The sequence below is a fragment of the Pseudomonas sp. App30 genome (genome assembly GCF_047947025.1).
Taxonomy (GTDB): domain Bacteria; phylum Pseudomonadota; class Gammaproteobacteria; order Pseudomonadales; family Pseudomonadaceae; genus Aquipseudomonas.
The window spans coordinates 6,420,341-6,442,667 of the sequence record NZ_CP133165.1; the positions used below are offsets into that span (position 1 = coordinate 6,420,341).

A 22,327-nucleotide genomic window follows, 5' to 3' on the forward strand; every position below is an offset into this window, starting at 1 on the left:
CTTTAGTCGCGATGCAGGCGACGCGGTTGCCAGTGAAAATCGGCGGGAAGTTCGCCGGGGGTGGTTTGCAGGTTCTTGTCCAGTTTCAGCAGCGCCAGCAAGCGCCGCGCGTCGTAGGGCGCGCGCACCTTGATGTCGTTGTCGAAGTAGCAGAACACCTCCCGCACGCTGGCCTTGGGCGGCGCAACGCGCGTGTCGATCAGCTCGGCATCCCCAGGCTGCGCGCCGCGCTTCCAGGCCATGATGCGCTTGCGCCACTGCTCCAGCGCCGCGTCCGAATAACCGCTGGCGTAGAGCTTCTTGTCACCGTGCAGGCGCAGGTAAATGAAGTCGCTGGTCACGTCCTGCACCCGCGGCCATTTACGCGCCGCGTCGGCCACCACCAAGGCCACGTCGTGTTTACGCAGCAGGGCGACGAAGGCGGGGTCGACGAAGCTCTCGTGGCGAATCTCGATGGCGTGGCGCAGGCGTTGTTGCGGGTTACCGTCCAGGTACCCCGGGCGTTGCAGGCGTTCGGCGCAGTGGCGGGCCTGGTCGAGCAACTGTTTGCCGGTGCGCGGCAGCTGCGCCATGAAGGCGTCGAACAGCCCGGCGTCGAAACGCAGGTTGGGCGGGAACTGCCACAGCATCGGCCCCAGCCGGTCGCCCAGCGACAACGGCCCGGACGCGAAGAAATTGGCCAGGGCCTCGTCGATGTCGTGCAGGCGTCTGGTGTGGGTGATGTAGCGCGGGCCCTTGACGCTGAACAGGAAACCCTCTGGCGTCTCGGCGGCCCATTGGGCGAAGCGTTCGGGCCGTTGCAGGGCGTAGAAGGTGCCGTTGATCTCGATGCTGCTGACGGCGCGGGAGGCGAAGTGCAGCTCGTCCTTCTGCTTCAGGCCTTCGGCGTAGAAGTCGCCGCGCCACGGGGTGTAGCGCCAGCCGGAGATGCCGATGTGCACCGTAGCCCTGGCCATCAGTGCACGCCCAGGCGCTTGCGCAAGGCCGCGGTGATCGACTGTTTGGTGCTGGCGTAGTCGGCCCAGGGGTCATCAAGGTCGGCCAGGCGCTCGGCCAGGTTGAACAGGGTCCACTGGTTGGCACCCTTGAGCTCGGTGAGCTCGTCGCGATGGATCGGCACCGACACCGGCAGGCCTTCGCGGGCGCGCACCGAGTAGGCGCAGGCGGTGGTGGCGCCACGGGTGTTGCGCAGGTAGTCGATGAAGATCCGCCCCACGCGGTTCTTCGGCCCCGACACGGCGGTGAGGCGGTCGGGCAGCAGGTCGGCCAGGTGCTTGACGATGGCGTGGCTGAAGTCCTTGACCTCGTCCCAGCTGGCACGGCGGGTCAGCGGCACCACAATGTGCATGCCCTTGCCGCCACTGGTCTTGAGGAAGGCGGCCAGGCCCAGTTCGTCTAGCAGGGTCAGGGTCAGCTGGGTGGCTTCGAGCATGCTTTTCCACGGCAGCGCCGGGTCCGGGTCAAGGTCGAGGATGAAACGGTCGGGTTTGTCGTAGTTCGTGCGGGTGGTGTTCCAGGTGTGCAGCTCCAGGGTGTTCATCTGCACCGCACCCAGCAGCGCGTCGGCGCGGTTGATGATGATCACCGACTGCCCGGCGGCCTCATCGCTGACCAGGCCGGGGATGTCCAGGTGCCCGGCGTTCTTCTGGAAGAACAGCTCGCCAGCCAGGCCTTCCGGGGCGCGTACCAGGGCCACGGGGCGGTCCTTGAGGTGCGGCTCGATCCACGGCGCCACCTGGGCGTAGTACTCGGCGAGGTCGCGCTTGGTGGCGCCGCTGCTGGCGTCGATGACGCGGTCGGGGTGGGTCAGGCGCAGGGTATCGCGGCTGGAGGAGGTGCGGGTTTTAACCTTGGCGGCTGTCACGGGTTTCTCCTGGGCAATAGCCTTGGCCGGCTTGTCGTCGCGCAGGCCATGGAACACCGAGTGGCGCACCACGCCGTCGCGGGTCATCTGCGCGTAGGCGACCTCGGCCAGCAGCTGCGGCTTGAGCCAGTGCACGTCGCGGGCTTGGCCGCCGGTGGGGGCGTTGCTGACCTGCGGCTTGCCGGTGGCCAGCGGCTTCAGGCGCTGGAGGATGCTGGCCAGGGTGGCGGCGTTGAAGCCGGTGCCGACCTTGCCGGCGTAGCGCAGCGCGCCGCTGTCGGCGTCATGCAGGCCCAGCAGCAGCGCGCCGAAACCGCTGCGGCTGCCCTTGGGGTCGGTGTAGCCGACGATCACGAACTCCTGGCGCTGCTTGCACTTGAGCTTGATCCAGTCGCTGCTGCGCTTGCCGCTGTAGAGGCTGCCCAGGCGCTTGCCGATCAGGCCTTCCATGTCCATCTGGCAGGCGCTGGCCAGCAGGGAATCGACCGGTTGGTCGAAACCCTCGGAGTAGCGCAGTTGCGGCGCATCGTTGTGCTCCAGCACGGCGGCCAGGGCGGCGCGGCGCTCCTGCAGCGGGCACTGGCGCAGGTCGTGGCCGTTGAGGTAGGGCAGGTCGAACAGGTAATAGACGATGGCCTCGTCGCTGCCGTCGTCGAAGGCGTTCTGCAGGGCCTGGAAGTCGGACACGCCGTCGGCGTTGGCCACCACCATCTCGCCGTCCAGCCAGGCGGACTCAAGGCCCAGGGCGGCCAGGGCCTTGGCCTGGCTGGGCATCTTCGCGGTCCAGTCCTTGCCGTTGCGGGTGAACAGGGTGACCTTGGCGCCGTCGATGCGCGCCATCACCCGGTAGCCGTCGAACTTGATTTCGTACAGCCAGTCGCCGCTGGGCGGTGACTCGATCAGCGTCGCCAGCTGCGGGGTGAGGGTGGCGGGCAGGGCGGCCTTGGGCGCATGGCTCAGCGCAGCCTTGGGTTTTTTTGCCGGCTTGGCTGGTTTCCTGGCCGCCTTGGGAATCAGCGTGCGGTCGCTGAGCACGCTGTCGGGGGCGGCCTGGACGATGTCGAATTCGGCTTCCGGGCGGGCCTCGGCGTCCGCCGACTTGATCAGCAGCCACTGTTCTTTCTTGCCGGCCAGGTGGGTGCGAAACAGGTTCCAGATGCCCGACAGCTTCTCGCCCTGCAAACGGAAGCGCAGCTTGCCCTTGTCATAGCTTTGCTGCGGGTCGCCCTCGGGAATCCATACGCCACGGTCCCACACGATCACGTCGCCGGCGCCGTAGTGCCCTTCGGGGATATGCCCTTCGAAACTGGCGTAGTCCAGCGGGTGGTCTTCCACATGCACCGCCAGGCGCCGCACCTTCGGGTCCAGCGACGGGCCCTTGGGCAGCGCCCAGCTTTTCAGGGTGCCGTCCAGTTCCAGGCGGAAGTCGTAGTGCAGGTGGCTGGCGTCGTGCTTCTGGATGCAGAACTGCAGCGCATGGCCCTTGCTGCGCCGGGTGGCCTTGCCGCTGGGCTCGGGGGTGGCGTCGAAATTGCGCTTTTGCTGGTAGTGTTCGAGCGGTCTAGCGGCCATGGCAGGGGCTCCGGAACGTGCGGGTGTCTACAAGGTGGGAGGGGGCGGGTGGGGGAGAGTTCAACGGGGGGGACGGGGGGCAGCAGATTGCCGCTGCCTGGCTTTTGGAGGAGCGGCTTTCTGCTGGGGGAATTACTTGCTGGCAACGGCGAAGGAGAACACGCCGGAGGAAATAAGGAACGTGCTATCGCTTGAGCTTCCAATGTTGGTCAGGCGCCCGCGTACAGTTGTATCTGCGACGTACTGGGTTACCTCGATGGTGCCAGTGGTGAAAGGGAGTACAAGGCCGGTTTTGATGTTACGCAAACTACCGCCTGTATATCCATCGTGGGCTATTTCGTAGTGGCCTGTGGCCTTGGGGAACGTGAATGAAATCGACCATTCCGGATCAATTCCGGGCCCTCCCAGGTAGGTCTCGCCATTGACCCAGTTGAATACATCGAAATCGGCAGATCTTGCGGAAGTGAAGTCGAGGTGCCGGGATGTACCAGCAAGGGAATAGTCAATGGTGATGTTGCCGTAAATAGGAAAAGCTACGGTAGTTTTAGTTGTCATGGGGCACCTGATGATCCGATGGGTTGGCTGTAAGCCGAGCTTTGTTGGGCTCAGTTGGTTCATGGTCACGCCGTGGCAATTTCCCCACAACTGACAGAAATGACAGTTGCCGTGGTTGGTTTTTTTAACATTCAAGTGCATGGCAAATGCCGTTCAAAGGAACGTTTGACCTGCGTGGTGCTCGAAATGCCTGGGTTGCCCGTGACGCGGCCTGGCGGCCGCTGCTACAAAAACCTGTAGCAGCTGCCGGAGGCTGCGTCCGGGCACATTGCCTATCCTGGGAGCCCCCCATGAAAGCCCTGAAAATCGCCACCTTCAACATCAACGGCCTGCGCGCGCGGCTGCCCAACTTGCTGCACTGGCTGGAACGCGAACGCCCGGATATTGCCTGCCTGCAGGAGCTGAAAGCCACGGATGCACAGTTCCCCGCCGCCGATTTCGAAGCCATCGGCTACGGCTGTCTGCACCACGGCCAGCCGTCGTGGAACGGCGTGGCCATCCTCGCCCGCGATGCCGAGCCGCTGGAATCACGCCGTGGCTTGCCGGGGGACGCCAGCGACAGCCAGAGCCGCTACCTGGAGGCGGCGGTGCACGGGGTGCTGGTGGGTTGCTTGTACCTGCCCAACGGCAACCCGCAGCCGGGGCCGAAGTTTGCCTACAAGCTGGCGTGGTTCGAACGCCTGATCGCCCACGCCGCGCAGTTGCAGGGCAGCGAGCACCCGGTGGTGCTGGCCGGGGATTACAACGTGGTGCCCACCGATTCCGACATCTACAACCCCAAGTCGTGGCTCAAGGATGCCTTGCTGCAGCCCGAGAGCCGCGCCTGTTTCGAGCGGCTGCTGGCCCAGGGCTGGACCGATGCGCTGCGGCACCTGTACCCGGAGGAGCGGGTGTATACGTTCTGGGATTACTTCCGCCAACACTGGCCACGCAACTGCGGGTTGCGCATTGACCACCTGCTGCTGAACCCGGCGATGGCGCCTTACCTGAAGAATGCGGGGGTGGATGCCTGGGTGCGCAATGAGGAGCACGCCAGCGACCATGCGCCGACGTGGATCGAGTTGGGCACCCGCAAGCGGCGTTGAGGCGGGACGTCCCCGTAGGAGCCGACCTTGGTCGCGATGCAGGCGACGCGGTTTTCCAGGGTCGGCCTCATCGCGCGCAAGTGCGGCTCCTACGGGGGCGTCCCGGAATCGCCTCCAGCAACTCCCGGGTATAGGCATGCGCCGGCCTGTGCAGCACCTTGCTCGCCGGCCCTTGTTCCACCACCAGCCCCTGGCGCAGCACCACCACCTCATGGGCCAGGCTCTGCACCACCGCCAGGTCGTGGGACACCAGCACGTAGGCCACGCCCAACTCCGCCTGCAGGCTGCGCAGCAGGTCGAGGATCTGCGCCTGCACCGACACGTCCAGCGCCGACACCGGCTCGTCCAGCAGCAACAGGTCGGGTTTCAGTGCCAGCGCCCGGGCAATCGCCACGCGCTGGCGCTGGCCGCCGGACAGCTCGCGCGGCAGGCGGTCGAGGAAGCTTGCGGGCAATTGCACCTGCTCCATCAGTTGCCGCGCCGCCTGGTGCAGCGCCGCCTTGTCGCGCACGCCGAAGGACAGCAGCGGCTCCACCACGCTTTCGTAGATCGTGAACCGCGGGTTCAGCGAGGCGAAGGGGTTCTGCTGCACCAGCTGGATGCGCTGGCGCAGCGGCCGGAACTGCTGCCAGGTCAGGTCGGTCACGTCCTGGCCGGCGAAGCGCACCCGGCCCTCGCTGGGCGGCTCCAGGCCCAGGGCGATGCGCAGGCTGGTGCTTTTGCCCGACCCCGATTCGCCGACGATGGCCAGGGTCTGCCCCGGGTACAGGTCCAGGCTCAGGCCCTTCAATGCCTGGAACGGCTGGCCCTGGCCACCGGGCCGGTAGTGCTTGCCCACGCCGTGCAGGCTCAGCAGCGGCGCGGCGGTGGGCGCCGGCAGCGGCAGTGGCTGCTGGCCCTGGCCGAACGCCGGGGCGGCGGCCAGCAGGTCGCGGGTGTAGGGCTGGCTGGGCGCCGACAGCACCTGCCGCGCCGGGCCTTGCTCCACCAGCGCGCCGTCCTTCATCACCAGCACCCGGTCGGCGCGGTCGGCGGCCACGCCCAGGTCGTGGGTGATGATGATCAGCGAGATGCCGCGGTCCTGCACCAGCTGCTCCAGGTGGTCGAGGATGCGCCGCTGCACGGTCACGTCCAGGGCGCTGGTGGGTTCGTCGGCGATGATCACCCTGGGGTTGCCGGCCAGGGCGATGGCAATCAGCACGCGCTGGCGCATGCCGCCTGACAGCTCATGGGGGTACTGGCGGGCGCGCAATTGAGGGTTGTCCAGGCCCACCTGGCCCAGCAGCTCCAGCACGTCGGCGTCCAGCGCCGGGTAGCGGCGGCCGCCGTGGGCCAGGATCAGGCTTTCGCCGATCTGCTTGCCGATGCTCAGGGTGGGGTTGAGGCTGACCATCGGGTCTTGCGGCACCAGGCCGATAAAGCGCCCGCGCAGCTGGCGGCGGACCCGCTCGCTGGCATGGCTGATGTCGTTGCCACCCACGTGCAGGCTGCCCCCTACCACCCGGGCGCCGGCGGGCAGCAGGCCCAGCAGGGCGCTGGCCAGGGTGGTCTTGCCCGACCCGGACTCGCCGACGATGGCCAGGGTCTCGCCCGGTTGCAGGCTGAAGGACACGCCGCGCACGGCCTCTTTCACCCGCCCGCCGTTGTGGTAGCTGACGCTCAGGTTGTGTATATCGATCAGCGCGCTCATCGTTGGCTTTCCTCGAAGGTGCGGGCGATATGGTTGAGGCTGAACACCACCAGCACCACCACCAGCCCTGGCAGCAGCGACACCCAGGGTGCAGTCATCAGGAACTGGCGGCCGTTGGCGATCAGCGTGCCCCATTCCGCCGCAGGTGGCTGGGCGCCGAAGCCGAGGAAACTGAGGCCGGCGGTGGCGAGGATGGCGGCGCCAAAGTCCAGGGTGGCGAGCACCGCCACCGGCCCCCAGGCGTTGGGCAGCACGTGGCGCAGCAGGGTGCGGGTCCAGCTGGCGCCGCCCAGGCGCGCGGCTTCCACGTAGGGCAGGGTCTTGACCCGCAGCACTTCGGCGCGGGTGGTGCGGGCGAAACCGGGGATGATGCCCACGCCCACGGCGATGGCCACCGGCAGGGTGCCGAAGCCGATGGCGGTGACGATCGCCAGCGCCAGCAACAGGCCGGGCAGCGCCAGCATCACGTCGATCAGGCGCATGATCACTGCATCGCTGCGGCCGCCAATGAAGCCGGCGACAATGCCCAGGCCCAGCCCGCACACCAGCGCCAGGCCCACCGCCAGCAGCGCCGCCAGTACCGACAGGCGCGAACCGTAAAGAAGCCGGGTATACAGGTCGCGGCCCAGTTCGTCGGTGCCCAGCCAATGGCCGGCGCCCGGCGGCAGCAGCTTGGCCGCCGGCGCCGTGGCGTACGGGTCGAGGTTGCTGAACAGCCAGGGCGCGGCGGCGGCCAGCAGGGTGAAAAGCACCAGCAGAGCGGCCAGCACGAAGCCGGGGCGGCGCAGCAGCGGCAGCGCCACGTCGAGGCTGCGGCGCAGGCGGCCGCGCGGCTGCCAGTGGTCGGCAGCGGTGAGGGCGGGGGCGAGGGCACGTTCGAGGGTGGTCATGGGTCAGGTCACCTTGGGCGAATGGCTGATACGCGGGTCGAGAATCGGGTACAGCAGGTCCACCAGCAGGTTCACCACCACGAAGGCGGCGGCGGACACGGTCACCACCGCCAGCACCACGGGGATGTCCTGGCGCAGCACGGCGTCCTGCACCAGCCGGCCGACGCCGTTGCGGGCGAAGATGGTTTCCACCAGCACCGCACCGCTGACGGTGTTGCCCACCTGCAGGCCGATCAGCGTCAGCAGCGGCAGCGCGGCGTTGCGCAGGCCGTGGCGCGCCTGCACCTGGCCACGGCTCAGGCCCTTGGCCCAGGCGGTGAGGATGTACGGCTCGCGCCACACCTCGAGGAAGCCGCGCTGCAGCACCTGGGCGTACACCGCGGCGCTGGGGATGGCCAGGGTCACGGCTGGCAGCACCAGGCTTTGCACGCCGTCGCTGCCGGTGGAAGGGAACCAGCCCAGGCTGAAGGCGAACACCTGGATCAGCAGCAGGCCCATCCAGAACACCGGCACCGAGAAGCCCAGCGCCGGCAGCCGCGCCAGGGCGGTCTTCAGCGGTTGCCAGCGCACGTAGGCGGTCAGGTAGGCCAGGCCGATGCCGCCCAGCAGCGACAGGGCGATAGCGCTGCCGGCCAGCGCCAGGGTCTGCGGCAGGCGCTCGGCCAACACTGCGGTCACCGGTCGGTTCAGGGTCAGCGACTGGCCCAGGTCGCCGTGCAGCACGCCCCACAGCAGGTGCAGGTAGCGCTCCACCAGGCCCTGGTCCAGGCCGTAATAGGCACGGGCCTTGGCCAGTTGTGCCGGCGACAGCGAGTCCACTTCCATGCCCGAGGCGCTGAGCATGATCGACAGCGGGTCGCCGGGCAGCAAATAGAGGATGAAGTAGGTGATGGTGTAGGCGCCCCACAGCACCAGCAGCGCCTGGCCGATGCGCCCGGCGAGGTAGCGGTTCGTGCTCATGGGGTCACCTCGATGTCATTGAGGAAGGCGAAGCCTTCGGCGCTCCAGCGGAAGTTGTGCACCCGTGGCGCGGTGGCGGCTTGCCACACCCGTTCGAACACTGGAATGGCCGAGCCCTGGTCAATCAGCAGGTCCTGCAGCTGGCCGTAGGCCTGGGCACGCTGGTCGCTGGCGGTGGCGGTCAGGCCCTGGTCGAACAGGCGCTGGGCCTGGGGCAGCACCGCCGGCGGGTAGACGTTGGTGGCCAGGGTGGAGGCGTTGGCGCTGCGCGGGTCGAGGATGGTCTGCAGCACGATCGGGTCGGCGCGGGTCATGTACGAGAACGTCAGGTCGTAGTTGCCCGAGGCGTTGGTGTTGAACCACTCGGCGGTGGTCTGCACTTTCAGTTTCAACTCGATGCCGGCCTTGCGCAGCTGGTCCTGGATCAGCACGTCGCCGGCGGTTTCCTTGGCCGGGATGTTGTAAACCAGGCTCAGGCGCTTGCCATCCTTGGTGCGGTAGCCGTCGGCGCCCAGCGTCCAGCCGGCTTTGTCCAGCAGTTGCGCGGCGCCTTGCGGGTCGTAGGCCAGCTTGTCGCCCTGGCTGCGGAAGTAGGGCGTGGTCACGTCGTACACGCCGTCCACCACCGGGAACTGCGGGCTGTAGACGGTGCTGGCGTAGCTCTTGCGGTCGATGGCCTTCTGCACGGCCAGGCGCACGTCGGCGTCGGCGAGGATGCGCCCGCCGCGGGTGTTGGGGTACAGGTTCCACGCCGGGCCCGGCAGCGAGCGGCTCTGGATGGTGGCCTGCTTGCTCTCGAACAGCTTCAGGTCGACGTCGGAGAACGGGTTGCGCGGCCACAGGATGTCGACCTTGCCCTGCACGAACTGGCCGTTGCGCACGCTTTCCTCGGGGATGTAGCTGACGTCGATGGCCGCCAGGTGCGACTCGCCCTTGTTCTGCACGTTGGCCGAGGCCCAGGCATAACCCTTGCGGCGCTCCAGGCGCAGGCCGGTCTCGGGGGTGTAGTGCTGCAGCACGAACGGCCCGGTGCCGATGATCGCGCCCAGCGAGCGCTCCTTGGCGCTCTTGCGGTACGACTCGGGCGCCAGGATGGCCAGGTTGGTGGTGGAGGTGGCCTGCAGGAAACCTGCGTTGGGCGTGCTCAGCACCAGCTTGATGGTCTGCGGGTCGATGATGTCGGCGTGGTCGTAGCCGGTCAGGTAGGTGGCGCCGAACACGCTGGGCAGCTCGGCGGCGAAGGCCTTGTCGCTGTCGAAGGCAGTTTTCACCGCCTGGGCGTCGAAGGCCTCGCCGTTGCTGAAGGTCACGCCCTTGCGCAGGTGGAAGGTGTATTCGCGGGCGTCAGGGCTGATGTCCCAGCTGTCGGCCAGCCAGGGGATGATGGCGCCGGTGCTGGGGTCCTGGTCAGTCAGCGACTCCACCACGTTGCGCAGCACCACCCGGTGTTCCAGCCAGTAGACCTGGAAGGGGTCGAGGCTGACCAGTTGCGTGTTGTCGCCGAAGAAGGCGATTTTCAGGGTGCTGGCGGCCTGGGCGTCGGGGTGCGACGGGCCGCAGCCGGCCAGGCCCAGGGCCAGGAGGATGGCCGCGCTGGCCAGGGTTCGTTGCAGCTTCATGGGCGGTGCCTCGTCAGCAGGAAAGGGCCGCAGCGCCGGGGGGCGGTGCAGCCGCAGTGGGGTCAGAAGTCGTAGGCGAGCTTGGTGTACCAGGAGCCGCCACCGGGGTAGAACGGCGGGTTGCCGTAGGGCGCCAGGCCCAGGCTGCTGTACACGGCGTTCTTGTCGGGGCGCACGTCGAAGATGTTGCTGCCACCCAGGCTCAGGGTCAGGTGGTCGAAGAAGGTGTAGCTCACGTCCAGGTCGGTGATCCATTTGGCGCCGAAGCTGCGGTCGCCGCTTTCATTCACTGCCAGGGTCGACACCGAGCCGTAGCGGGTGGTGCTGAGGTTGGTGTTCCAGTTGCCCACCTTCCAGTTGGCGCCCAGTATCCATTTGGTCTTGGGCAGCGCCTCGGTGAGGTCGCCCTCGCGGTTGCGGCCCACCAGGGTAACGCCTGCCGCGGCCAGGGAGGCCGGGGTGTCCTTGGCGTCCATGATGGTTGTCTTGTTGTAGTTGAACGCTGCGCTCCAGCGCACGTCGCCGTACTGGCCGAACGGCGTGGTGTGGTCGGCCACCACGTCGAGGCCGCGGGTGCGGGTGTCGAAGGCGTTGGTGTAGTAGTCCACCCAGGTGCCGCTGGTGACGCCCTGGGAGGCGAGGATGCTGTTGACCACGCCGTCGCCGTGGTCGTAGATGGCGCTGGTCAGGGCGATGCGGTTCTGGATGTCGACCACGTAGGCGTCGGCGGTGACGCTGGTGCGCGGCGCCGGCTGCCAGGTGATGCCCAGGCCCACGTTCTGCGATTTTTCGGGTTTCAGGTCGCTGCCGCCCAACGCCTTGGCCAGGCTGCTGCCGGCCGGGGTGAGGCGGGTGGTGGCGGGCACCACGTTGCCGTTGACGTCGGTGTTCACCCGGCTGTCGGTGGTGGTGTAGCCCTCTTGGGTCAGCGACGGCGCGCGCACGCCGGTGCCTATGGTGCCGCGCACGGCCACGGTGTCGGTGAGCGTGTAGCGGCTGTTGAATTTCAGCCCCAGCTTGTTGCCCGAGTAGTCGTCGTAATGCTCCACCCGCGCGGCGATGTCGGCGTACCAGCGGCTGGTCAGGTCGAAGCCCAGGTCCAGGTAGCTGGCGTAGGTGTTGCGGATCAGGTCCACCTCATCCTGCGGGCGAATGATCACCGAGGCCTGGGCGCCGCTGGCGGCGTTGTAGGTGCCGGTCTCGTAGGAGTCGGCTGAGCCTGCGAAGGTGCTGAAGCGCTCCCACTTGTGCTCGATGCCGGTGGACACGGTCACCGGCACGCCCAGGTTGAACGGGTTGTCGAAGCGGCGGCTGAGGTCGAGGTTGTTCACCCACTGGTCCGAGCGGAAGGTGGCCAGGTTGCCGAAGCTGGTGGGCGAGTCGGTGCCCAGCGACGGGTTGAGGTTCAGTTCGCTGGAGTACTTGAGGGTGTCGCGGCCGTAGCTGGTGCTCAGGTCGTAGTTCCAGCCGCCGACGTCGCCCTTGCCGCCGAACACGAACTGGTAGTCGATGTCGCGCAGGTTGTTCACCGGGTAGTAGCCGTCGGGGAAAATCTCCGGCACCGAGGCGGTGCCGTTGGGGAAGCGGTAGTAGTTCTGGATCACCGCCTTGCGTTCGCCGTAGGTGCCGAACGAGTACAGGGTCGCGTTGTTCACTGGCAGCTCGGCGTTGTAGCCGACATTGAAGGCCTTGAGCTCAGGGTCGCCGTTCTTGATCGCCACCCGGTCCCACGCTGCCTGCTTGGCCGGGTCGTTGTAGGCAATGACGCTGCTGTCGGCCTTGCCGTCCCATTGCGCGTAGTCGCGCTTGCGGGCGTCGGCTGACAGGTGCAGGAAGCCGCCGTCACCCAGCTTGAAGCCCTCGTCGGCGGCGATCTTCTTGGTCGCGCCCTGGCCGGAGAACAGTTCGCCATAGCTGGTTTCGATATGCCCGCCCGCGTCCTGGTCCTTGAGGATGATGTTCACCACCCCGGCCACCGCATCGGCGCCATAACGCGCCGCAGCGGCGTCCTTCAGCACCTCGATGTGGTCGATGGCGCTGATGGGGATCATGTCGATGTCGACGACGTTGGCGCCGCTGTTGTCGGTGGAGCCGTTCTGGATGGCCGCGCCCAGGTGCCGGCGCTTGCCGTTGACCAGCACCAGGGTGTACTCCGGGCCCATGCCGCGGTTGCTCAGCGGGCGGGTGGTGGAGTTGAAGCCGGCGATGTTGGTGCCGAAGGTGAACGAGGGCAGCAGCTTGGCGATGGCCTCGGACAGCTCCGCGCGGCCGGTCTTTACCAGGGCGTCGTTGCTGATGATGTCGATGGGCGCCGAACTGTTCACCACCGTGCGCTGCTGCGCGCGGGCAGCCTCCGGCGCGGCGGTGACCGTGACGGTCTGCAGTTGCGGGTCAGTGCTGGCGGCACGGGCCAGGGGCGCGGCGGCCAGCAGCACCGACACCGTCAGGGTCGAGAGCGGGAAGGTGCGGGCGGGCTTGGGGAAATACGAAGGCAGCATAGCGGGCGATGTCCATTAAAGCTGGCACTGGCCCGTGGTATGGGTACAGGTTCCATTCCTGAATTCGATGGTGTGGGACGGCGTGTGTGTCGTCTTGGGTTGATAGTATTTTCATAACAAACGCAACGGAAATTCTATTTTGGTATATTGATATTATTCGTTTGTTGTATGACGTATATTTTATGTTATGAATATTTGTAATGTTTTGACTGGTTGGGCAGGTTTTCATCCAGTGGCGCACTGCTGCTCTCCCCCTTACAAACAAGGCGGGCAACACCGACCTATCAGGACATGGCACGCTGCGACAAACTGTAGGAGCCGAGCTTGCTCGCGATGCGCCGCGCGGGCGGCGCTCGATCTCGAACGCGCCGGATAAACCAAGGCATGCGCTTCCAGGGCCACCATGGAGCCAGGACGCGGCCTGCGGCCGCTGCTACGACACATTTCGCTACAGCTTCTGTAGTCCCCAACGTAGGACATTTCTGATTTGCTCGGGTAAGGTCCTCTGCGTCTTGTGGTGCCTGATGGGCGCGCATACCCTGCTGCCGTCGCTGAAGGACAGCGATCGGGTTTGGTAGCCCGTTCATCAGGCGTACAGCACCGCGCGACATGGCGGCTGTACGCAGGGCACATTCGTGTGCGCCGGAAGCCTGGTGACCGGTCTACCAACCTGCTTACAGCCGCCACCCATCGTTTGGTAGCGATGCGGCGGTCCATGTTTCACCCAGGACGCTGCCATGACATTTGAATCAGACACACCTTCGCAACTGCGCGCAACCGCCTGCACCGCCTTCGGCGATCTTGACTCGCATGCCTTGCCTTTCTACACCGTGCGGGCGGGCATCCCCATTAATGATGCACTGGTGCAGATATCCCACCTGCTCAAGTGTGCCACCGCCTCTGCAGAGGAATTAGGGGATTACGGTATCGACCACAGTGGTTTGCTGTGGGCCACGTTGCACTCGGTCGAATCAGCCAAGGCACTGGCTGATGCTCTCATCGGTGGTAGCGCGGCGGCCAATCGATTCCGGTCATTGACCACGCCGTGAACGCGTAGCCGCTGCAAGGCGCACTGCATCGTCTGTGGACGCCGCCTGCGGCAGCTGCTACGGGGTTGACGTGTAGCAGCGGCCGCCAGGCCGCGTCCGGCCCCGACGCGGTTCAGGTGGCATGCGCCATTACCTCTACACACCGCTACAAAGTCGAAATACTCCCACGCCTCCCGCAGGCGCATAGTCGTGCCGTGAAGGACCCACAGATCCCCCGCGGGAGGCACCATGAAAGGATTGGCCGCTGCACTCGGATTGTTGTTGAGCGTGACCGTCCTGCCCGGGCAGGCGGCGACTTATTCCAACGGCACGGCGACCGCCACCTTCCTGGTGTCGCTGACCATCACCGCCAGCTGCACGGTGTCGGCCAATGCCCTGGCCTTCGGCAGCAGCGGCCTGCTCAGCACGGCCGTCACTGGCAGCACCACGCTGTCGGTCACCTGCAGCAACAGCACGCCGTACAACATCGGCCTCAACGCCGGCGGCGTCACCAGTTCCACCACCACCACGCGGCTGATGGCCGGCACCACCACCGGCAACACCACCAGCACGGTGTCGTACAAGCTGATGCAGGACTCGGCCCTGAGCACCAACTGGGGCAACACCCAGGGCACCGATACGGTGGCCGGCACGGGCACCGGCAGCGCCCAAAGCCTGACTGTGTACGGCCAGGTGCCGACCCAGACCACCCCCACCCCCGACACCTACAATTCGACGGTCACGGCCACGGTCTACTTCTGACGGGCGGAGTACTTGAGCATGGAATGCTTGCACAGGATGCTGTGCGGCCCGCTGTTGGCCGCGTGCCTGATCACCCAGGCCCAGGGGGCGACGCTGCAGGTGGCGCCGGTAAAAATCGACTTCGTGCCCGGCCAGAACGCCGCCGGGCTGTCGCTGCACAACCCCGGCGATGCTCCGGTGTACGGCCAGGTGCGGGTGTTCCGCTGGGACCAGGACGCCAACGGCGACGTGCTCAGCGCCAGCCCCGAGGTGGTGGCCAGCCCGCCGATCATCCAACTGGCCGGGCGCGGCGAGCAGTTGATCCGCCTGGTGCGGGTGCAGCCGGGCAACCCCGGGGTGGAGCAGAGCTACCGCCTGCTGATTGACGAAATTCCCCCGCCAGGCACCGACAAGCCCGTGGGCGTGGCCATCCGCATGCGCTATTCGGTGCCGGTGTTCGTCGCCCCGGCCAGCAGCGGCGCGCCGCAACTGGCCTGGCAGGTGCTGCGCCAGGACGGCCAGTGGCTGCTGCGCCTGGATAATCGCGGCCAGCGCCACACCCAGGTCGGCGCGCTGACCCTGCAGGACGCCGCCGGCAAGACCCTGCAGGTGAGCAAGGGCCTGCTCGGCTACGCCCTGGCCGGCCACGCACGGCAATGGCCGTTGCCCCATGACGGCGGCGCGTGGCTGGACGGCCCGCTGCTGATCAAGGTCAACCTGGACGGCCACCCCAGCACCTTCAAGGTGACGGGCGAGGGCTGAGGCGGACGCGCTTGAGTGAGCCGAGATGATGTCCGCGCCCGCTGTCGTCGCCTGGGTACCGCGCTGTTGCTGTGCCTGATCGGCCGCGGCGTGGCGGCCGCCGACCTGTACCTGGAGGTCGACCTCAATGGCCAGCCGACCCAGACCGTGGCGCATTTTCGCGAAGAGGGCGGGCACCTGAGCACTGACGGCCAGTCCCTCGACGACCTGGGCCTGGACCTGCGCGCCCTGGGTGTCAGCGCCAACCAGCAGGTGCGGCTCGACGACCTGCCCGGCGTGACCTGGCGCTACGACACCAGCCAGCAGCGCGTGGACCTGCGCGTGGGCGACAGCCTGCGCAAGGCCCGCCACCTCAACCGCGGCGCCGACGGCCGGGTCACGCCCAGCCCGGTGGGCCGCGGCCTGGTGCTGAACTACGACGCCTACGCCTCGCGCGATGACACCGGCAACCGCCTGGCGCTGTGGAGCGAGGAGCGCTATTTCGACCCCCATGGCGTGTACAGCAACACCGGCACCGCCTATTCCTACCAGACCAGCACCCAGCAGCATTACGTGCGCTACGACACCGCCTGGAGCCACTCCAACCCCGACACCCTGAGCACCTGGCAGCTGGGCGACACCATCAGCGGCTCGCTGGACTGGACCCGCTCGGTGCGCCTGGGCGGCGCGCAGTACAAGAGCGACTTCGCCCTGCGCCCGGACCTGGTGACCTTCCCGCTGCCGGCCTACAGCGGCTCGGCCGTGGTGCCTTCGGCGGTCAGCCTGTACGTCAACGGCATCCAGCAGTACAGCGGCTCGGTGAGCAGTGGGCCATACATCATCGATCAGCTGGTGCCGGGCATCACCGGCGCGGGCGAGGCCACGGTGGTCAGCCGCGACGCCCTGGGCCGCTCGGTGACCACCTCGGTGCCACTGTACGTGGACACCCGGCTGATGGCGGCGGGGCTGTCCGGCTATTCGCTGGAGCTGGGCTATTTGCGCCACAACTACAGCGTCGACTCCTTCGACTATTTGCCGCGCACCGCCAGCAGCGCCTCGGTGCGCTACGGCCTGAGCGACAACCTCACCGTCGAGGGCCACGGCGAGGTCACCCCCGGGGTGTACAACGCCGGCGGCGGCGCGCTGTACCGGCTGGGCCAGTTGGGCGTGATCAACGGCTCGCTGGCGGCCAGCGCCGGCATGGCCGGGGTGCAGTGGGGGCTGGGCTACCAGTACATCACCCCGCGCTTGAGCATCAACGCCCAGACCCTGCGCACCGCCGGCAATTACGGCGACCTGGCGGCCCGCGACGGCACGCCGGTGCCCAGCGTCAGCGACCGCCTGACCCTGTCGTTCCCGGTGGCCAGCAACCAGAGCCTGTCGCTCAGCTACCTGGGCTACAAGGTGCCGGGCAGTGGCGCCTCGCACATCGTCAGCGTCGGCCACTCCATGAGTCTGTCCCATCGCCTGTCGGTGACCCTCAACCTGTACCAGGACGTGCAGGACCCGGCCTCGCGCGGTGCCTTTGTCAGCCTCAGCTACGCCCTGGGCGAGCGCACCTCGGTCAGCAGCAGCGTCAGCCTGCAGAACAACCAGGCCGGCTACGCCGTCAGCGCCGCCCAGGCCCCGGACTACGGCGGCGGTTGGGGCTGGGGCGCGCAGACCAGCGGCAGCGGTGGCAGCGCCGGCAGCACTTACCAGCTGGCCCAGGTGCAATACCTGGGCAACAACGCCCAGATCACCGCCAGCGCCCAGCAGGTGGCCGGCGACACCCTGTGGGCGCTGGACACCACCGGCGCCCTGGTATGGATGGACGGCACCGTGGAGACCGCGCGGCGCATCGGCGATGGCTTTGCCCTGGTGTCCACCGACGGCGTCGCCGGCGTGCCGGTGATGCACGAGAACCGCGAGATCGGCACCACCGACAGCAGCGGCCATTTCCTGGTGCCCGACCTTGACGCCTACCGCAGCAACCAGGTGGCCATCGACAGCCTCGGCCTGCCGGCCAACGTGCAGGTGGCCAGCAGCGACCAGGCGGTGGTGCCGCAGTCGCGCTCGGGGGTGGTGGTGCACTTCGGCCTGAAACCCTACCAGGCGGCGTCGCTGATTCTGCAGGACGACAAGGGCGCGCTGCTGCCGCCGGGCCTGCGCGTCACCCACCTGGAAAGCGGCGCCAGCACGGTGCTGGGCTACGACGGCCTGACCTTCATCGACGGCCTGGTGGCGCTCAACCACCTGCGCGTGGAAGGCGACGGCGTGCGCTGCCAGGTGACCTTCGCGTTCACACCACCGGCCGGCAACACGCTGCCCACCCTGGGGCCGCTGCGTTGCCTGCCTATTCCCGAGGGCAGCCCATGAAGTCGTTGTTATTGAGCCTGATACTGCTGTTCGCCGGCCTGGGCCTGAGCGCCCAGGCCCAGGCCAGCAGCTGCACCGCCAGCAGTTCGGCGGTGGCGTTCGGCAGCATCAGCCCGATCGCCAACACCGCCACTACCGCGTCCGGGTCGATCACCGTGACCTGCACCTGGGACGCCGCCGCGCTGTTTCGCAACGTGCTGGTGTGCGCCAACCTGGGCACCGGCGACGGCTCCAGCAGTGCCGCGCCGCGCAGCCTGGCCAACGGCAGCAACCTGCTGAGCTACAATCTGTACACCGACTCGGCGTACTCGACCATCTGGGGCGACGTCAGCGGCACCAGCGCCACCACGCCCTTGTCCATCACCCTGAGCAGCGCACTGTCACTGCTGACGTCCACCACGGCGTCGAGCACGGTGGCAATCTATGGCAAGGTGCCGGCGGGGCAGACCACGGTGCCCACCGTGAGCAACAGCAGCACCGTCTACACCGAGACTTTTTCCAGCACCTACACGCGTTTGGACTACCAGTTCTACGAGCTGATCACCCCCACCTGCGCGAGCATGACCGCGCAGACCGTGCGCTTCCCGTTCGTGGTCAATGCCACGGTGATCAACAACTGCAACATCACCACCACGCCCCTGGCCTTCGGCAGCAACACCTTGCTCAGCACTGCGGTCACGTCCACGGCCAGCATCAGCGTGCAATGCACCAACGGCGATGCCTACGAGGTGGCCCTGGACGGCGGCACCACTGCGGGCAGCGTCAGCGCGCGGCAGATGGTGGGGGCCAGCAGCGGGGCAAAGGTCAGTTACCAGCTGTACCTGGACAGCGCCCGCGCCACGCCCTGGGGCGACGGCACTGCCAGCACCAGCATGGCTACCGGCACCGGCAGTGGCGCCGCCCAGAGCCTGACCGTGTACGGCCGGGTGCCGGTGCAGACGGTGCCGGTGCCCGACAGCTACAGCGACACGGTCAAGGCAACGGTGTATTTCTAGCCAGCGCCGTGCCGGTGTCCTGGCGGCGCAGGCAGCCGTCGGCCAGCCACGGGCAGTCGCGTTGCCAGGCGAAGCGGGCGGTGGCGGTGGCCTGCTCGTCGTAGAACACCAGGTCCAGGTGGCGGGCGTCGAGGTCCAGCTTGACGAAGCCGGCCTCGGAGGCGGCGAAGTCATGGGCAGTGTCCACGTGCAGCGGCGCTGACAGGCGCTGGCCGCCACCGCCGGAGATCACCCAGGCCGGCTCGCCGGGGCGCAGGACCAGTTGGTGGCTGTGGTCGTGGCCGGACAGGTACAGGTCCACGTGCTGGCGCAGCAGGGTTGGCAGCAGCGCGGCGGCCAGTTGCTGGTCCTGCTGCTGGCTGACCACGTCGCGCAGGGGGTGGTGGGCGGTGACCATGCGCCACACCGGCGCGGGGCCGGGTTGTTCGAACGCCTGCTCCATGGCCTGCACCTGGCCCTCCAGGTCGTCGGCGCTGCCGGCGCTGTCGAGGAACACCACCCGCAGCAGCGGGCGGCCGTCCACCTGGCCGAAGTCACGGGTGTAGGTGCTGGCGGGCATCTGCCAGCGCCCGGAGCCCGAATGCAGGCGCGCGTAGTCCAGTTCCACCTGTTGCGAACCCAGGTAGTCATGGTTGCCCAGCACCGCATAGAAGGGCACGTGGCTGAGCCAGCGGCCGTGGTAGACCTTTTCGAACTTGGTCTGCCAGTTGACGTCATCGACGCCGGTGAGCACGGCGCCGTAGAAGTTGTCGCCCAGCAGGGCCACCAGGTCCAGGCGGCCGTCGCGCTCGGCCACGGTTTCCATGGCGCGGCCCACGGCCCACTGGCGCAGGCTGCCGCTGCCCTGGTCACCCAGGGCGATGATGGACAGGTGCGCAGGGTCCAGGCCGGTGATGGGCGTGTAGGGTTTCATCGGGTAGTAGAACACCCAGCCGGCGCCGCCCAGGGCGCAGGCGACGCTGCCCAGCACCGCCACCAACAGCCAGGTGCCAAGCCTTCGCCAGGGGCGGCGGCGCCGTGAAACAAGGTGGTTCATGGGCACGCCCCCCGTGGGGAATCAATGGCTCAAGGCGTCGCGGCCAGTTTGGGGTAGAGCAGCAGGGTCAGCTCGCCGCGGTCGTAGCGGGTGGCGTCCTTGGGCAAAATCGCCAGCTCGCGCTTCTCGCTCTGGGTGCGCACCCGCAGCAGCATGGCCACCGAGCCGCTCTGGCGCTGCTGGGCCAACCACGGGTTGATGGTCTCGACGTTCTGCGAGCGGCCTTCGGCGTCGGGGTAGCCCAGGCCGTACTGGGCCTCGCCGATCACGTCGTACAAGACCACGTGGGGACGGCCGGTGTGCCAGGCCATGCCGGCGGCGGCGCCCAGTTCGTTGCTGACCAGGGTGTCGGCCTGGCGCAACTCGTCCAGGTGCTGGGCGGCGAAGGTGTCGGGCATTTCGCCGTCGGTGATGCTATTGGGCACCGCTGCCGGCAGCACGGCCACGAACACCAGCATGGCCAGCGCCGGGGCCAGGTAATGGCGCAGCGGCTTGGCCGCGGCCATGGCGTTGGCCACCACGAACACGCCCAGCGCCAGGCTGATCAGCAGCAGGTGCAGGGGTTCGTCCACGTACAGCGGCCGTTTGATTTGCAGGCCGGCCAGCACCAGCAGGGCGCTGCCGCCCAGCACCAGGTTGAACAGGGCGTTGGCCCGCGCCCAGCGCCCGGCGCCTTGTTGCACCTGGTCCACCAGGGCATGGCCGATCAGCAGGGCCAGGGGCAGCAGGCACGGCATGATGTAGGTGGGCAGCTTGCCGCGGCTGAGGCTGAAGAACACCAGCGGCAGGGCGAACCACAGCAGCAGGAACATCACCGGCGCCGTGCGCCGCTGCTGCCAGCCCTGGGCCAGCGCCTTGGGCAGCCACAGGGTCCAGGGCAGCGCGGCGGCCGCCAGGATCGGCAGGTAGAACCAGAACGGCCGGGCGTGCTGGGCGTCGTCACCGGCAAAGCGGCGCACGTGCTCGTGCCAGAAGAAGAACCGCCAGAAGTCGGGCTCCTGCTGGTGGATGGTCAGCGCCCAGGGCAGGGTCAGCACGGTGCACACCGCCACGGCCAGCCAGCCGAAGCGGATCAGCTCCGGCAGGCGACGTTGCCAGGCCATGTAGGGCAGGGCGATCAGCACCGGCAACAGCAGGGCCAAAAAGCCCTTGGTCATCAGGCCCATGGCGCAGGCCGCGCCCAGCAGGGCCCAGGCCAGCAGGCGCTGGCGCCCGCCGGTGCCATCCAGCGCATACCACAGGGTCACCAGGCTGAGGTTCACCCACAAGGTGAACAGCGGGTCGAGGTTGGCGTAGCCGGCCTGGCCGGCCACCAGGCCGAAGCTCATGTAGATCAGCGCGCAGGCCAGGCGCTTGGCCGGCGACTGCCACAGGCGCCCGGCGATCAGCCAGGCCAGCAGGCCGCTCAGGCCCAGCGCCAGCGCCGAGGCGATGCGCACGCCGAACAGGTTCTGGCCGAATATTGCCTGGCCCACGGCGATCAGCCAGTAGCCACCCGCGGGTTTTTCGAAATAGCGCAGGCCCATGAAGTGCGGCGAGGCCCAGTGGCCGGTCATGAGCATTTCCTGGCTGACCTGGGCGTAGCGGGTTTCGTCGGGAATCCACAGGCCGTGGAAGGGCAGGGGCATGACATACGCCAGCACGAAGGCGGCCAGCACAATAAACAGTGCGTGGCGCGCCGTGGCGGCACGGGACAGTTCCGCCGGGGTGCGGGTTATTGATATATCCATCTTCAACGATCCGGGAAAGGGCAAGGCGTGTCTGTGCGACACAAGCTTGTTACAGCAGTATTAAGGGGCTGCAACTATAGAGTAAGCAGTGCCCCTGCAAAGGTGATGAAACTTTGGATTACAAATTATTCTGCTTGGCAGTTAATTGCAGTTGCGCCAAGGCCTTGGGCCAGGCGTCCGCGTTGATCACACCGAGGATCACGGCCTTGCCGTGCTCGTCCAGGGTCAGCACCAGGGCACTGTTGTATTCGGCGCCCGCCGCATGGGGGTAGCCCAGCTGTTTCTCGACATGGCCGATGCAACCGCTGTGGGTGACGGTCACCAGGTTGCGCTCCGGCACCTTGTGGGCGATGGCGTTCTGCAGCAGCGAGGTGTCGCAGTTGGCCAGCCATTCGGGGGCGGCAATGCCCTGGCCGAACATGTATTGGGCCGTCTGGGCGGTGCGGGTGGTGGGGCTGGTGAGCACGTCGGCGTGGCCCATGCCCAGGGTTTTCAGGGCCTGGCCCACTGTGGTGGAGGTCTCACTGCCCAGCTGGGTGATGCCGTCGGCGGGGCCCAGGCAGGTATTGCTGGAGCGGTCGCAGCGCTCGGCATGGCGCACCATCATGATCACGTCACCGGCCTGCCAGTGGCTGAGCAACCCCTGGCTGACGGCGTTGTGGCCGCTGCCCAGGTCGGTGGGCGAGCGGTGCAGGTAGCTGAACGTGCCCAGCAACGCGGCGGCCACGGCCACGGCGGCGGCCGCGATCAACGCTTTGTGGATCACGGCACGACGCCGTCCGGTGGGCGCTGTGGTGGCAGCCTGTGCGCTGACGCTGTGAGCCATGGGAACACTCCTGCGGGAAAGTTAAACTTTTGTTCAGCTATTTATCGCAAGTTATGTGACAGCTTGCGTGGCTGGGATGGGCAGGAAGTTAAAAGGCGCGCCGTTGCATTGCGATGAAAAAGATGTAAAAAAATCGGTG

17 protein-coding genes are annotated in these 22,327 nt (G+C 67.3%); 6 read left to right on the forward strand and 11 right to left on the reverse strand.

What is annotated here, in order from left to right; genetic code table 11:
• Positions 1–2: 2 nt before the first annotated feature.
• The 3 genes from RAM80_RS29645 to RAM80_RS29655 form a co-directional block, all read right to left on the reverse strand.
• Entirely contained in the window at positions 3–956 is a 954-nt protein-coding gene (locus tag RAM80_RS29645; protein WP_416423925.1) for a DUF72 domain-containing protein, read from the reverse strand.
• Positions 956–3,436, reverse strand: coding sequence for a DNA ligase D (gene ligD / locus RAM80_RS29650; RefSeq protein ID WP_416423926.1), 2,481 nt, complete (start codon positions 3,434–3,436; stop codon positions 956–958). Before ligD ends, RAM80_RS29645 begins: the two co-directional genes overlap by 1 nt.
• A 132-nt stretch (positions 3,437–3,568) precedes the next feature.
• Positions 3,569–3,991, reverse strand: a complete 423-nt coding sequence (locus RAM80_RS29655; RefSeq protein WP_416423927.1) for a hypothetical protein — start codon at positions 3,989–3,991, stop codon at positions 3,569–3,571.
• A gap of 290 nt (positions 3,992–4,281) precedes the next feature.
• Between RAM80_RS29655 and RAM80_RS29660 the strand changes: the two genes are divergently transcribed.
• Positions 4,282–5,076, forward strand: a complete 795-nt coding sequence (locus tag RAM80_RS29660; protein ID WP_416423928.1) for an exodeoxyribonuclease III — start codon at positions 4,282–4,284, stop codon at positions 5,074–5,076.
• A 67-nt stretch (positions 5,077–5,143) separates the two neighbouring features.
• Here RAM80_RS29660 and RAM80_RS29665 read toward each other — a convergent pair whose 3' ends face one another.
• The 5 genes from RAM80_RS29665 to RAM80_RS29685 all read right to left on the reverse strand — a co-directional run bounded on the left by RAM80_RS29665 (position 5,144) and on the right by RAM80_RS29685 (position 12,733).
• Positions 5,144–6,766, reverse strand: a complete 1,623-nt coding sequence (locus RAM80_RS29665) for a dipeptide ABC transporter ATP-binding protein (RefSeq protein WP_416423929.1) — start codon at positions 6,764–6,766, stop codon at positions 5,144–5,146.
• Positions 6,763–7,656 (reverse strand): ABC transporter permease, encoded by an 894-nt coding sequence (locus tag RAM80_RS29670; protein ID WP_416423930.1) that lies wholly within the window; start codon positions 7,654–7,656, stop codon positions 6,763–6,765. The genes RAM80_RS29665 and RAM80_RS29670 overlap by 4 nt, the downstream gene beginning before the upstream one ends.
• Before the next feature lie 3 nt (positions 7,657–7,659).
• Positions 7,660–8,616: an ABC transporter permease gene (locus tag RAM80_RS29675; protein WP_416423931.1), complete on the reverse strand. Its 957-nt coding sequence runs from the start codon at positions 8,614–8,616 to the stop codon at positions 7,660–7,662.
• Complete coding sequence (locus RAM80_RS29680) at positions 8,613–10,235, reverse strand: ABC transporter substrate-binding protein (protein ID WP_416423932.1); 1,623 nt, start codon at positions 10,233–10,235, stop codon at positions 8,613–8,615. The genes RAM80_RS29675 and RAM80_RS29680 overlap by 4 nt, the downstream gene beginning before the upstream one ends.
• Positions 10,236–10,297: 62 nt before the next feature.
• Complete coding sequence (locus RAM80_RS29685; RefSeq protein WP_416423933.1) at positions 10,298–12,733, reverse strand: TonB-dependent receptor plug domain-containing protein; 2,436 nt, start codon at positions 12,731–12,733, stop codon at positions 10,298–10,300.
• A gap of 737 nt (positions 12,734–13,470) precedes the next feature.
• On the opposite strand from RAM80_RS29685, the gene RAM80_RS29690 reads away from it, so the two are divergent.
• From RAM80_RS29690 to RAM80_RS29710, 5 genes are all read left to right on the forward strand, one after another.
• The gene (locus RAM80_RS29690; protein WP_416423934.1) at positions 13,471–13,782 is read left to right on the forward strand and encodes a DUF3077 domain-containing protein; all 312 of its coding nucleotides are present in this window, start codon (positions 13,471–13,473) and stop codon (positions 13,780–13,782) included.
• Between the two features lie 228 nt (positions 13,783–14,010).
• Positions 14,011–14,523 (forward strand): spore coat U domain-containing protein, encoded by a 513-nt coding sequence (locus RAM80_RS29695; RefSeq protein ID WP_416423935.1) that lies wholly within the window; start codon positions 14,011–14,013, stop codon positions 14,521–14,523.
• 18 nt (positions 14,524–14,541) lie between these two features.
• Positions 14,542–15,264 (forward strand): molecular chaperone, encoded by a 723-nt coding sequence (locus RAM80_RS29700; RefSeq protein WP_416423936.1) that lies wholly within the window; start codon positions 14,542–14,544, stop codon positions 15,262–15,264.
• A gap of 15 nt (positions 15,265–15,279) precedes the next feature.
• On the forward strand, positions 15,280–17,601 hold the full coding sequence (locus RAM80_RS29705; protein ID WP_416423937.1) for a fimbria/pilus outer membrane usher protein: 2,322 nt from the start codon (positions 15,280–15,282) through the stop codon (positions 17,599–17,601).
• Positions 17,598–18,596, forward strand: a complete 999-nt coding sequence (locus tag RAM80_RS29710) for a spore coat U domain-containing protein (RefSeq protein ID WP_416423938.1) — start codon at positions 17,598–17,600, stop codon at positions 18,594–18,596. Before RAM80_RS29705 ends, RAM80_RS29710 begins: the two co-directional genes overlap by 4 nt.
• On the opposite strand, the gene RAM80_RS29715 is transcribed toward RAM80_RS29710, so the two are convergent.
• The 3 genes from RAM80_RS29715 to RAM80_RS29725 all read right to left on the reverse strand — a co-directional run bounded on the left by RAM80_RS29715 (position 18,574) and on the right by RAM80_RS29725 (position 22,188).
• Complete coding sequence (locus tag RAM80_RS29715) at positions 18,574–19,632, reverse strand: metallophosphoesterase (protein ID WP_416423939.1); 1,059 nt, start codon at positions 19,630–19,632, stop codon at positions 18,574–18,576. The two genes, RAM80_RS29710 and RAM80_RS29715, sit on opposite strands and share 23 nt — an antisense overlap.
• Positions 19,633–19,661: 29 nt before the next feature.
• The gene (gene arnT, locus RAM80_RS29720) at positions 19,662–21,362 is read right to left on the reverse strand and encodes a lipid IV(A) 4-amino-4-deoxy-L-arabinosyltransferase (RefSeq protein ID WP_416423940.1); all 1,701 of its coding nucleotides are present in this window, start codon (positions 21,360–21,362) and stop codon (positions 19,662–19,664) included.
• Positions 21,363–21,480: 118 nt separating this feature from the next.
• A complete protein-coding gene (locus RAM80_RS29725) occupies positions 21,481–22,188 on the reverse strand; it encodes a histidine phosphatase family protein (RefSeq protein WP_416423941.1) in 708 nt (235 codons plus the stop codon).
• Positions 22,189–22,327 lie beyond the last annotated feature (139 nt).